10 protein-coding genes are annotated in these 12706 nt (G+C 36.7%); 1 reads left to right on the plus strand and 9 read right to left on the minus strand.

The features are described 5' to 3' along the window. Positions 1-122: 122 nt before the first annotated feature. The 5 genes from F931_RS15460 to F931_RS15480 form a co-directional block, all read right to left on the minus strand. Positions 123-935, minus strand: coding sequence for a TatD family hydrolase (locus F931_RS15460; RefSeq protein ID WP_016142205.1), 813 nt, complete (start codon positions 933-935; stop codon positions 123-125). Beyond that, positions 935-1876, minus strand: coding sequence for an RsiV family protein (locus tag F931_RS15465; protein ID WP_025470380.1), 942 nt, complete (start codon positions 1874-1876; stop codon positions 935-937). Before F931_RS15465 ends, F931_RS15460 begins: the two co-directional genes overlap by 1 nt. Positions 1877-1966: 90 nt before the next feature. After that, positions 1967-2809 (minus strand): hypothetical protein, encoded by an 843-nt coding sequence (locus tag F931_RS15470; RefSeq protein WP_016142207.1) that lies wholly within the window; start codon positions 2807-2809, stop codon positions 1967-1969. Between the two features lie 69 nt (positions 2810-2878). Beyond that, entirely contained in the window at positions 2879-4471 is a 1593-nt protein-coding gene (prfC, locus tag F931_RS15475; RefSeq protein ID WP_016142208.1) for a peptide chain release factor 3, read from the minus strand. 221 nt (positions 4472-4692) lie between these two features. Then, a complete protein-coding gene (locus tag F931_RS15480; protein ID WP_016142209.1) occupies positions 4693-5556 on the minus strand; it encodes a hypothetical protein in 864 nt (287 codons plus the stop codon). A gap of 326 nt (positions 5557-5882) precedes the next feature. On the opposite strand from F931_RS15480, the gene F931_RS15485 reads away from it, so the two are divergent. Next, positions 5883-6455, plus strand: coding sequence for a TetR/AcrR family transcriptional regulator (locus F931_RS15485; RefSeq protein ID WP_016142210.1), 573 nt, complete (start codon positions 5883-5885; stop codon positions 6453-6455). Positions 6456-6896: 441 nt separating this feature from the next. On the opposite strand, the gene F931_RS15490 is transcribed toward F931_RS15485, so the two are convergent. From F931_RS15490 to ilvI, 4 genes are all read right to left on the minus strand, one after another. Continuing rightward, entirely contained in the window at positions 6897-8951 is a 2055-nt protein-coding gene (locus tag F931_RS15490; protein ID WP_016142211.1) for a bifunctional diguanylate cyclase/phosphodiesterase, read from the minus strand. 328 nt (positions 8952-9279) lie between these two features. Continuing rightward, positions 9280-10296, minus strand: a complete 1017-nt coding sequence (ilvC, locus tag F931_RS15495) for a ketol-acid reductoisomerase (protein WP_016142212.1) — start codon at positions 10294-10296, stop codon at positions 9280-9282. Positions 10297-10328: 32 nt separating this feature from the next. Then, the gene (ilvN, locus tag F931_RS15500; protein ID WP_001215920.1) at positions 10329-10820 is read right to left on the minus strand and encodes an acetolactate synthase small subunit; all 492 of its coding nucleotides are present in this window, start codon (positions 10818-10820) and stop codon (positions 10329-10331) included. Next, complete coding sequence (gene ilvI / locus F931_RS15505; RefSeq protein ID WP_016142213.1) at positions 10820-12544, minus strand: acetolactate synthase 3 large subunit; 1725 nt, start codon at positions 12542-12544, stop codon at positions 10820-10822. Before ilvI ends, ilvN begins: the two co-directional genes overlap by 1 nt. Positions 12545-12706: the final 162 nt, after the last annotated feature.

Genomic DNA, 12706 nt, shown 5'->3' on the forward strand with positions numbered 1-12706 from the left:
GGTTATCCTCCCATATCTGGCAATGTTATTTTTCACGTTTTTACATGTTGTTTTCTTACTTTAAGCTTCTTTTTTAATCACTGTGTTTTGTTTTAGTTAATATTTTTAATCTTTGATTTTTATTACGATAATTTCAATGCGGTGAGAGAGTTTTTCCACAGCAACTCAGCCAAATCAGACTCTGGCATGTTTAAATTTTCAGCTAAACTTTGTAAAACATACGGCAAATTAACAGGAGTATTACGAGTACGCTGTTCTGTTGAGGTTTGACAGCAAAGCGGTGTCATATCTGGACAATCTGTTTCAATCACCAAATGCTCTGCACCTATAGCCTGCACAACCGTATGAAGTTTTTTCGCATTCGGGTTGGTGATCTGCCCCGTCACACCAATTTTAAAACCAAGCTTAATAAGTCCCTTTGCCTCTTCTACCCCACCACTAAATGCATGAGCAATTCCGCCCAATTTAAATTTTTGAGCTTTTAGTATAGCGAGCACATCACCATGCGCTTTTCGAATGTGGAGTAATACTGGTTTTTGATATTGGGTCGCCAGCTCTAACTGGTTAACAAAATATTGCTTTTGCTTGGCATATACATCTGGTTGCTTATGTTCTTTTAAGAAAGTATCTAAGCCAATTTCACCCACAGCCACACAGTCCTGTTGCTGCAAAATTTGCTCAAGGTGAGAAAGATGGTCTGGTTGGTGCTGCTCAATATAAAACGGATGTAAACCGGGTGCTAAATATGAAGTTGGTACATTTTCCCAGTTATTTAACTGATGATGTGTTTGTAATAATTCATCAAAACGGGACTGTAAAAAGCCAATTAAGACTAATGCATCTACACCCGCTTTTTTAGCATTAAGCGCTAATTGCTGCCGATCTTCATCAAAATCGGCAACATCAAAATGGGTATGTGTATCAAACAAATACATTAGCCAGCACTTTTTGCAACTGGTGCCGAAGCAGGTTTAGCTTTAGGCTGTGGCAAATAGTCTTCTTTCAATACATCTTGTAATTGGGCATAAGGAATGACTAATCGAGGGAGTCCAACCACGTATGGTCCAATTTCATACTCACCGTATTGAAGAATTAAACCTTGCTCACCCAACAAGAAGTTATTAGATAACTTAAATGGCCATGCTTGTTCATAGTCAGCAACATTATCGGCAAGTTTGGAATCAGTTACCCAAGTCTTAAAGGCTTCATGTGCTAACTTTTCCAATGCAGCTTTTTTCTGTGGGCGCAACAAATCTTCAAGCTCAATCTGTTTTTGCTCTTTTAAATCGAAATTATAGTAATGCTGTGCAGCGGAGCCATGAGCACCACCTAGATAACTACTACTATTAAGCACCACAGTGACAACTTTGCCTTGAGCTTGCAAAATCTTAGGTTTAACTAAGAGATTGATCTGATGATTACTACTTAAAGCTTTTAGCTCATTATCTAGATCGATAAATGAGTTCGCATAACGTTGTACCTGCGCATCAAAGCTATCTTTTTGCTCTGCACCCGCAACCGCCGAAGCTTCTGTTTTTTGTTCCGTTTGCGTACCCTTAGCATCAGGTTCAGCAATTTCTAAAATTTGATTTAATGTATTTAAGATTTGCTGATCTATAATTTTGTCAATAAAAGGAAAATTACTCTGTAAACGTTCTACCGTAAATTCCGGACAATTTTTGCCATCGCAATCAGGTAAAATCACCTTACTAGGAATTGTTTCACCTTTCAAAGTCAACTCTATTGGCTTTTGTTCTTGAACAGCTGATTTTTGCTGCTCTTGAGAATCCTTATGATCAGCTTTAGGTTGGCATGCTACCAAAAATATAGCAGAAGCAAGCAAAGTTAATCGCAGTGAAGCTTTAGAAGATAACATCATATTTTGCCTTTTATTCTAAGGAGATTACGCTATACCTTGCTAAGAAATTAGCGCATATAAATAGAGGTTGCAAATTCTGCTACCATCTTAAAACATTTGTTCATAAACCTCGGGTTGTAATATTTTTTTGGTCTGTTCTTTAGATAAATAAATATCGAGCTGTGGCGCCTCTTTCGTAATCTGGTTAGCTTGATAATGTAAGCCAACACCTTCACCATCAAAGAACCAATCTGCCTGTCCCCAATATAAAGTTTTTGGTGCTTCTTTTTTAATTTCAGCAGTCTGCTTTTTTAACCAGTCTTGATATGCCACCTGCACCATTTGATGCACAGTTGTTTGTTGATCCTTTTTTGAAACATCTAATAAAGTTAAGGTTTTATGTAGCTTCCGATCGGCTACAAAGAAGTAATAACGATCTTTAATTGTGAGCTCTTCTTGCTTGGTATCAAGCCCCAATTGCAATAAAACGTATTGGTTACGCTGCGATGCAATACGGGTATGAAGATGCAATTCATAAGCTCGATTCTTTGAGTATTTATCTTGCCATTCATCAGACTTTTTAACATAGGCATTAATAGCCTGCTGCAAACTTAAGTCTTTTTTCAAATCTATTTGATCTTGAATTACCTTAGCCTGACTTTTCGCGATCCAGTCATTTAGCCATGCATCTTGAGTCTTTATCGTTTGAATATCGACATCAACACAGTTTTTCTTCTCACAAAATGGCAAAGCATAATCAGCTTTTACTTGTTGTATGTTAAGAAATGGTAGTACTTCGGCTTTCTCTATATTTTGAGTTTGGGCAGAAGCTGATTTGACTTGAGAGGATGATGAAGGCTGAGTGCTTTTCCAGACAAAAAGACAAATCGCCAAAATTAATATGATTACTGCAACTAAAAGTGCAATAACTGACTTTCTATTCAAATTCATTTCATCATCCTTTCTTATTTTTCAAAACAAAACAGCTTCTTTTCGAAGCTGTCTGTCAAATCTTAAAGATTAGTGTTCACGTGTATTACGGAACTGAATATCAGGCCAACGCTCTTGCATAATCTGCAAGTTCACACGACTTGGTGCAAGATAAGTTAAGTGACCGCCACCATCGATAGAAAGCTGATCATGTGCTTTTTTCTTAAATTCATTGAGAATCTTGTCATCATCACAATGAATCCAGCGAACTGTATTAACACTTACAGGCTCATAAACACAGTCAACTTTATATTCTTCTTTCAAACGGTAAGCAACAACATCAAACTGAAGCACACCCACTGCACCCACAATCAAATCATTGCTAATTTGTGGCATAAATACCTGAGTTGCGCCTTCTTCAGACAACTCTTTCAAACCTTTTTGCAATTGTTTTGACTTTAATGGATCTTTCAAACGCACACGACGGAACATCTCCGGTGCGAAGTGAGGAATACCCGTGAAATGCAGATCTTCACCACTTGTGAAAGTATCACCAATTTGAATTGTGCCATGGTTATGTAAACCAATAATATCACCTGGCCACGCTTCTTCTAGGTGCTCACGCTCACCCGCAAGGAATGTCAATGCATCACTAATACGTACATCTTTACCGATACGTACATGATTCATTTTCAAACCTTTCTCGTATTTACCTGAACAGATACGCATAAAGGCAATACGGTCACGGTGTTTCGGGTCCATGTTTGCTTGAATCTTAAAGACGAAACCAGAAAACCCTTCTTCTTTCGCATCAACAACACGCTCTTGTGTTGGATGTGCTTTAGGTTCTGGTGCCCAATTCATAAATGCATCTAACACATGGTCAACACCGAAGTTACCTAACGCTGTACCAAATAGAACTGGAGTTTGTTTACCTTGTAAAAATAATTCGCGGTCTAAAGGTTCATTCGCCATTTGTACAAGTTCAAGTGACTCTTCAAAAGATGCCCAAGCCAACTCACCTACTTTTTCACGGATATCTGCATGGTCATAGCCATCGCGTACTTCAATATCTGTAATAGTTGAACCAAAACCTGCTTTGTAAACATACAATTTATTTTCAAGAATATTGTATACACCAGCAAAATCACGTCCCATCCCTAATGGCCATGTAATAGGTACACAGCGAATATTAAGGACATTTTCAATTTCATCGAGTAACTCAAGTGGTTCACGAATCTCACGGTCCATCTTGTTTACGAACGAAATGATAGGAGTGTCACGCATACGACAAACTTCCATCAATTTGATGGTACGTTCTTCGACACCTTTTGCACCATCAATCACCATTAACGCAGAGTCAACTGCTGTTAGGGTACGATAAGTATCTTCAGAGAAGTCTTCATGTCCCGGTGTATCAAGTAAGTTAATGGTGTGACCTTTATAAGGAAACTGCATAACAGAAGTGGTAATGGAAATTCCACGCTCTTTTTCCATTTCCATCCAGTCAGATGTAGCTGCGCGATCAGATTTACGGCTTTTTACCATCCCTGCAACCTGAATTGCTTTACCCCATAACAGTAATTTTTCTGTCATGGTGGTTTTACCGGCATCGGGGTGGGAAATGATGGCAAATGTGCGGCGTTGAGCAACCTGTGCCGCTAACTCATCTTTAAAACTCATGAAATACACCTACTGCGGAGATTGCAGTGCCAAAGACCTAAAGTCGATCAAAATAAAAATTGGCGTAATTGTAGCAGATTTATAGAACTGTTTAATGATTGTTGATAAGCCAAGAGCTACTCACGAGCTTTTTTGGGTATGGAGTTTAACTTCTTAGAAATTTTACAGTTAAAAAAACCCACCTGTTGATAGATGGGTTTTGTTAAAACTTAATAGAATCGTTATGCGAGTTTCTTTTCTTCAATAAATTGAACATCTGCAATTTGTGCATCCCAGAACTCATTCCATAAAGCACAGTAATCAATACATAGCTTGGTTAAGCTCTCATAATCATCTTTTGTAATCGCTTGTGCTAATGCAAACCAAAGGTCATCTTGATGGTCATCGTCAGCAGCTTCAGATGTTTCATCAGTAGATACACCATGTACATGGTAATAGCCACCACCTTCAACATCGATATTTACGAATTTGGTTGCTTGACGCAATGGTGGGCTAAAAAGAATGACCTCTTCCTCTGCAACGGCCAATAATGCTACGACCTTGATATAACTATCATAAGAAGACTCTAAGAATGATCTCACCTGATCTGCAAATTTTGACGGCTTATAATTACGACGGTCAAGCTCAGTTAAACCATAATCATTAAGTAGATCCTCATATAAAGGATAATGAGCGTATTCAGGGTTGCCCAAATAGTAATTATCTTTATCGAGTCCAGGACGAAAACCGAATTCATCAAGTATATTTAAACTTAATAACACTCTTGGAAACATTTTGGCTCCTGAATGGAGTTTAGGTTCCAATTGTTTTGTTAAAAACTGTGCTTGTAATAGAGCATCAGTAAAAATCTGCACAATCGCGTGGCGATATTCTAAATGAATATGCGTCAACGTTGTCTTATCCAGATATCCACTGTTTAATAACTCGATTGCAGGATGCTTACAAACCGGCAACTCTGCAATTGTTTTTCTTAACTGTTGAAGAAATTGTAAATTTTCATCCCATTGTTTTGCAGGGATACTGTTTTTCATCCCCTGCAATGCTTTTTCTCTTGGATTATTAAAGTCTTCAAATTTTTTTAACATAATGATTCTCAGTAGAAAGTTGTTCTTATAGTTAAGTTATAGGTTTTCCCTTTATTTCAATTATGCATTCAATTGCTAAAATAAATTCCGCTCACCTATGCTTAACAAGTTGATACTATGTTTATTATCTCAACAAATCAACGGATTAATTAATAATATTTAAAAAAGTAAACTATTGCAAACTCAATATATAATATGTTGTTTTTTAAATTAACCAAGCTATTGAATAAATATAATTTTTTAAATACTATAAAATAAGTTTTATTTAAGCTTCTACACTTTACAATAGCAAAGTTAATCAAAAAACATCCGCGACGGGGAAACCAATGTCAAAAAGAGAAACTATTATAAGAACAGCTACCTCCCTCTTTAACCAAAAAAGTTATACGTCTATTGGCGTTGATCGTATTATTGCTGAATCTGGCGTTGCAAAAATGACTTTTTATAAATACTTTTCTTCTAAAGAAGTCTTAATTGAAGAATGTCTTTATAAAAGAAATTTAGAAATCCAAGATTCAATGTTGGAAAAAATTAATAACATTAACAACCCTTTACTTAGACTAAAAAAAATCTTTACTTGGTATATCGAATGGATCAACACAGATGACTTTAATGGCTGCTTATTTAAGAAAGCGACCATCGAAGTCATGCAATTATATCCTTCTATCAAACATCAAATTAATGAGTACCGAGAGTGGATTTACGCATTAGTTTTTTCAGCTCTTTCAGAGTTGGAGGTTGAAAATACGAAAATTCTAACAGGACTTTTTCTTAACATTGTAGATGGAATTATTATTGATGGCACTATAAACAAAGAAAAGATTAATCCTGAAGAAACATGGTCTTATATAAATAAAATTATTGAGTTTGAAACAATCCGAGATTGTGCAACTATTTAATTTATAAATTAATTAAAATTTTATATTTTAATAAAAATAGAAGTTATTTTTATTTCGGTGGAGTCTACTCTCCAACTCCACCAAAAAATCTATTCAACTCCAGAAATTAATGTATTTATATTTTATAAAAATGAATAATTTTTATAAAATATAAATACATTAATTCTAATTATTATATAAACTTCACAATACTTTATAATAATCCTTTTCACCTCTTATATTTTATAAAACACAAACATCAATTTATTAGTATTACTTTATACTTACAGTATATATTCATAAATTATTATATGTAAAATACTCAACCAATCGAGAAACTACTACTATTCATTACTACAAATATATAGATGTGCTTTTAAAAGATAAATTTATTTAATTAATTGTTCTTTAAAGAAAAAAATTAAAAGCAAATATGAGGTTTAAAAATTGATATAGAAAAGATTAAGCGAAATGGGCGCCTTGAGTCTCAATAAGCTGATCAACCTGAACAGGCATACCTAATAAATAACCCTGAAATTGCTGACAACCTAAACGAGTCAAAATCTCAACCTGCTGTTGAGTTTCTACTCCTTCGGCAGTTACGGTTAAACCCAACTTTTTAGCTAAATGAATAATACTTTCTAGAATGACTTCTTCTTTAGAACCTGGCTTTAAATCGACAATAAAGCCACGATCAATTTTCAATTCATCTACAGGCAAATCTTTTAAATACAAGAAACTCGAATGCCCAGTTCCAAAGTCGTCAATTGCAACTCGAATGCCCATGTCTCGCAGTCGCTCACAGGCTCGAATACTTAAATCAATATGCCGCATTGCTGTTGATTCAGTAATCTCAACAATTAAGTGATGAGGTTGAATTTGATATTTTTTTAACAATGCTTCGAGTGTACTAAATAACTTTTTATTTTCAAATTGCAGTGCCGACAGGTTCACTGCAACTGGATAAAATGGTGTATTACTGCGTTCCCATTCCTGAATTTGCAGGCAAGCTTGCTCAAGCGCCCAATATCCCATTGGAATGATCAAACCTGTTTTTTCTGCACCCTCTATGAACATATGTGGGGTGAGAATTCCTAAGGCTGGATGATTCCAACGGATTAATGCTTCCACACCACACACTTCAAGATTCGTATTAAATTTTGGTTGGTAATATAAGATGAATTGCTTTTCTTCTACGGCTTTATAAAGATCATTGATCAGTTTTGACTGACTTCTTGTTTCTTGTTGATGGGTTGAATAACTGAAAATGGTGTAAGTATTCCGGCCCTGCTCTTTAGACATGAGCATCGCGGCATCAGCGTTCATGAGTAAGTCTTGAACATTTTGTCCATGCTCAGGAAAGAGTGCTACTCCTAAACTCGCAGAAATATTAATTTCTTTACCAGAAATTTGATAACTTTCCTGAATCAGCTGTAAAACTTTCTCGGCCAACACAACCGCTTCATCTGCATTGGTATTTTCTGCAATAAGCAAAAACTCATCGCCACCAATTCTAAGCAGTTTACATTTCTCATTGAGTTGCCAGTGTAAACGATTTGCCATTTGAATGAGGAGTTGGTCACCTACATGATGCCCAAATGCGTCATTCACTGATTTAAAACGGTCTAAATCAATATATAAAAAAGCAATTTTTTGATCTTTATATCGATGATCTGAAAGCAATACTTCAGCATAATCAACTAAATAAAGGCGATTTGGCAGCTTGGTTAAATTGTCTTGTATAGATAAATTAGCTAATTCTTTATTTGCCTTGCGCAATTCTAAATTTTGTTGCATGAGGCGTTGTTCTAACATTGCCACAATAAAACTTGCTACGAGTACCAAACAGGTGACTAGAATAATTGTAAATAGTAATAAGTCATGTTCAGCCTGATATTGGCTAATAAATTTATCAGTAATATTCGTCGCAATAAGAGCAGTATAGTGCATCCCCATAATGCTTAAGGTCATCATTATCGAAAATGCGATTTTTAAGGTTAAACGATATCGTTCGGTATCTTTTAATTTATAGGCTAGTAAAAACGCTAACCCGGAACCACTCATTGCAATTAATACAGAAAATAAGAGTAAGAACGAAGTGTAATCTTTTTTATAAACATTAATATTCCAGCCCAACATGCTAATGTAATATGAAGCTGAAATTCCAATTCCCATAATAATCGAACTCAAAATGAGTCTAAATAAAGGAAGTGTAAAACGCGAAGTCAACCACATCGCAATGCAAGATAACAATGCACTAATGGCATAAGAAATGACGATTAAAGGAATATTCGAGTTGGCTGTATCAAACAGATGATAAGCTTGTATACCAACAATATGAACAACACTAATTGCTAATGCGAGTAGCAATCCATTAATAAATAAAATTAAGGATTCAAACTTTTTATAGAGTTGCTTGAATATTAGCTGCTCCATGGAAATTACAATATAGCAAATGAGGCCAGCTGCAATAAAAGAGCCGACGATCAATGTGCTATCGTAATCAACATGACCCATATTGGACTTCCATGATTATTCAATACTTTTTTTTATTTTGTTCAACTCATTGCCCAAAATACAATTAAACATGTTAAAGAAATTTTAGTAAATTTGACTTATTCAGTCAGTTATAAACAATAACATTATCTATCTTTTGGTCAAGTATTTTTTACTTTATAAATCAATAAAGTAAATAAAAACCAAGCAGCCAATTATATGAAAAATATAGAATTTATTTAATCTATTCAAGTCGACCTAATCACAATTGTAGCATTCAAATAAAAAATAGTATAAATAAAGAACCCTGCTTAAAGCAGGGTTCTTTTGAAGCATTAGAAAAAGAAAATTAGTTCTTTTCTTTATCTACGATTTTGTTTGCTTGGATCCATGGCATCATCGCACGTAATTTATTACCAGTTACTTCAATACCATGTGCAGCATTTTGACGACGACGAGCAGTCATAGATGGGTAGTTTAATGCACCCTCTTGAATGAACATCTTCGCGTATTCACCAGATTGAATACGTTTTAATGCATTACGCATCGCTTCACGAGACTGCTCATTGATTACTTCAGTACCGGTTACATATTCACCGTACTCAGCATTGTTAGATACTGAGTAGTTCATGTCAGCGATACCACCTTCGAACATTAAGTCAACGATCAATTTAAGCTCGTGTAAACATTCGAAGTAAGCCATTTCAGGTGCATAACCAGCTTCAACTAAAGTTTCGAAGCCCATTTTCACGAGTTCAACTGCACCACCACAAAGAACTGCTTGCTCACCGAATAAGTCAGTTTCAGTTTCTTCACGGAATGAAGTTTCGATAATACCTGTACGGCCGCCACCTACGCCAGAAGCATAAGAAAGAGCAACGTTACGTGCATTACCAGAAGCATCTTGATGAATTGCGATTAGATCAGGAACACCTGAACCACGTTGGTATTCAGAACGAACTGTGTGACCAGGTGCTTTAGGAGCAACCATGATTACATCTAAGTCTTTACGTGGAACAACTTGGTTATAAAGAATTGAGAAACCATGAGCAAATGCTAAAGTTGCACCTTCTTTGATGTTTGGTTCAATCACGTCACGGTAAAGTTGTGATTGGAATTCATCTGGAGTCAAAATCATTACGAGGTCAGCTTGCTTAACTGCAGCAGGAACTTCTGCAACTTTAAGACCAGCATTTTCAGCTTTCTTCCAAGAAGCTGAATCTGCACGTAAACCTACAGTTACGTCTACGCCTGAGTCTTTAAGGTTAAGTGCATGAGCATGACCTTGAGAACCGTAACCAATAATCGCTACTTTCTTGCCTTGGATGATTGATAAGTCACAGTCTTTATCGTAAAAAATTTGCATTTGTGTTCTCCGCTAAAATACTTTTTAAAAAATTAAATGGCTAATACTTTTTCGCCACGGGCGATACCAGATACACCTGAACGAACGACTTCTAGAATAGTGTTTTCTGCAAGCGCATCGATAAAACCATCTAATTTTTCAGTTGTCCCTGCTATTTGAATGGTATAGGTAGTTGGTGTCACGTCTACAATTTGCGCACGGAAAATATCTGCTGTACGCTTAATTTCAGCACGTGAAGCACCTAACGCTTTTACTTTAATCAACATCAGTTCACGCTCAATGTGCGAACCTTCTGATAAATCTACTACTTTTACAACTTCAACAAGTTTGTTGAGCTGCTTTGTAATCTGTTCAATCTTATGGTCATCACCATAAGTGGTTAACGTCAAACGTGATAACGTAGGGTCTTCGGTTGGAGCTACATTCAACGTCTCAATGTTGTAGTTACGTTGACTGAATAAACCCACCAAACGAGAAAGCGCACCAGCTTCGTTTTCAACGAGTACAGAAATAATATGTCTCATTATGTACGCTCCCCTTTACCTAACCACATATCCTTCATAGACTGACCTGCGATCAGCATTGGATAAACATGTTCCGTGCGATCAACCATGACGTTAATGAATACACACTTATCATTAATAGCCATTGCTTCAGCAAGCTTTGACTCTAGTTCATCAGCATGATCAATCTGAATACCCACATGACCATAAGCTTCCATCAATTTGCCAAAATCAGGCAATGATTCAACATATGAGCTTGAGTGACGGCCTTCATAGTTCATATCTTGCCACTGTTTAACCATACCTAAAGCACGGTTATTCAAGCATAAGATCTTCACGTTCATACCGTATTGCTTACAGGTTGAAAGCTCTTGAATACACATTTGTATTGAAGCTTCACCAGTAATACAAACCACTTGTTGATCAGGGAAAGCAAGCTTTGCCGCCATTGCATAAGGTAAACCTACGCCCATGGTGCCCAATCCGCCTGAATTAATCCATTGACGAGGACGTTTGTACTTGTAGTACAACGCGCCAAACATTTGGTGTTGACCCACATCTGAAGTAATGATGGCATCACCATTGGTCGCTTTATATAAAGCTTCAACAACTTGCTGTGGCTTCATTGTGCCATCAGTCGGTGTTTCGAACTTCAAGCCATGAACTTTACGCCATTCATTAATTTGATCCCACCATGCAGCAATTGCTTCAGGGTTTGGCTTAGACACATTCAATTGTTTCAATTGCGTCAACATTTCCTGAAGTACAGGCTCAACTGCCCCTACAATTGGAATGTGCGCCATAATTGTTTTTGAAATGCTCGCCGGATCAATATCAATATGAATAACTTTGGCATTCAAACAGAATTTTGCAGGATTATTAGTTACTCGGTCATCAAAACGAGCACCTACAGCAAGAATGACATCAGCATTATGCATAGTCATATTTGCTTCATAAGTCCCATGCATACCTAACATGCCAATGAACTGTGGATCATCACCAGGGAAGCCACCAAGGCCCATAAGTGTGTTAGTCACTGGGTAACCGAGTAAATGAGCAAGTTCAGTCAATAATGCTGATGCATTACCTTGAACAACACCACCACCCGTATAAATTACAGGACGTTTTGCACTTAAAAGCTCATCAATCGCTTTACGAATTTGACCAGAATGACCACGTGAAGGTGGCTGATAAGAACGCATCTTCACTTTTTCAGGATATTCGTACGCAAATTTTTCTGCAGGATTAGTCGCATCTTTCGGAATATCGACGACAACAGGGCCAGGACGACCACTTGATGCGATATAAAATGCTTTTTTGATAATTGCAGGAATTTCACTTGCGTGACGAACTTGGAAACTATGTTTCACGATCGGACGTGAAATACCTACCATGTCAGTTTCTTGGAAAGCGTCTTCACCAATAAGATGTGATGCAACCTGGCCAGACAAAATCACCATTGGGATTGAGTCCATATAAGCTGTTGCAATTGGAGTCACAGTATTAGTTGCGCCAGGTCCAGAAGTGACCAGTACTACGCCAGTCTTACCTGTAGCACGCGAGTAAGCATCTGCCATATGACCAGCAGCTTGTTCATGACGTACGAGGTAATGATTAATTTTGTCTTGTTGAAATAGCGCATCATAAATATGTAATACAGCGCCGCCTGGATAACCAAAAACATGTTCAACGCCTTCGTCCGCAAGAGCACGAACGAGCATTTCACCACCAGATAAAAGTTCCAACGTGATTCACCCTAAAATCTTTATCACTATTTATGGAAGGCACAAATAGTGTTTCATTCATTGAATTGTCTGCACTGTTATAGCACACATATTGTCTAGTTTTCGTTGCAATAGAAAAATTTCTGTTTTTCAGCCGTATAAGCTTTTTTAACATTAATAAAG

This window comes from Acinetobacter pittii ANC 4050, from assembly GCF_000399685.1.
Taxonomy (GTDB): Bacteria; Pseudomonadota; Gammaproteobacteria; order Pseudomonadales; family Moraxellaceae; genus Acinetobacter; species Acinetobacter pittii_E.

Bases quoted from the DNA above. Each gene is read 5' to 3' on its own strand.
- F931_RS15460 (WP_016142205.1), bottom strand. From the start codon at position 935: ATGTATTTGTTTGATACACATACCCATTTTGATGTTGCCGATTTTGAT.
- F931_RS15465 (WP_025470380.1), bottom strand. From the start codon at position 1,876: ATGTTATCTTCTAAAGCTTCACTGCGATTAACTTTGCTTGCTTCTGCT.
- F931_RS15470 (WP_016142207.1), bottom strand. From the start codon at position 2,809: ATGAATTTGAATAGAAAGTCAGTTATTGCACTTTTAGTTGCAGTAATC.
- prfC (WP_016142208.1), bottom strand. From the start codon at position 4,471: ATGAGTTTTAAAGATGAGTTAGCGGCACAGGTTGCTCAACGCCGCACA.
- F931_RS15480 (WP_016142209.1), bottom strand. From the start codon at position 5,556: ATGTTAAAAAAATTTGAAGACTTTAATAATCCAAGAGAAAAAGCATTG.
- F931_RS15485 (WP_016142210.1), top strand. From the start codon at position 5,883: ATGTCAAAAAGAGAAACTATTATAAGAACAGCTACCTCCCTCTTTAAC.
- F931_RS15490 (WP_016142211.1), bottom strand. From the start codon at position 8,951: ATGGGTCATGTTGATTACGATAGCACATTGATCGTCGGCTCTTTTATT.
- ilvC (WP_016142212.1), bottom strand. From the start codon at position 10,296: ATGCAAATTTTTTACGATAAAGACTGTGACTTATCAATCATCCAAGGC.
- ilvN (WP_001215920.1), bottom strand. From the start codon at position 10,820: ATGAGACATATTATTTCTGTACTCGTTGAAAACGAAGCTGGTGCGCTT.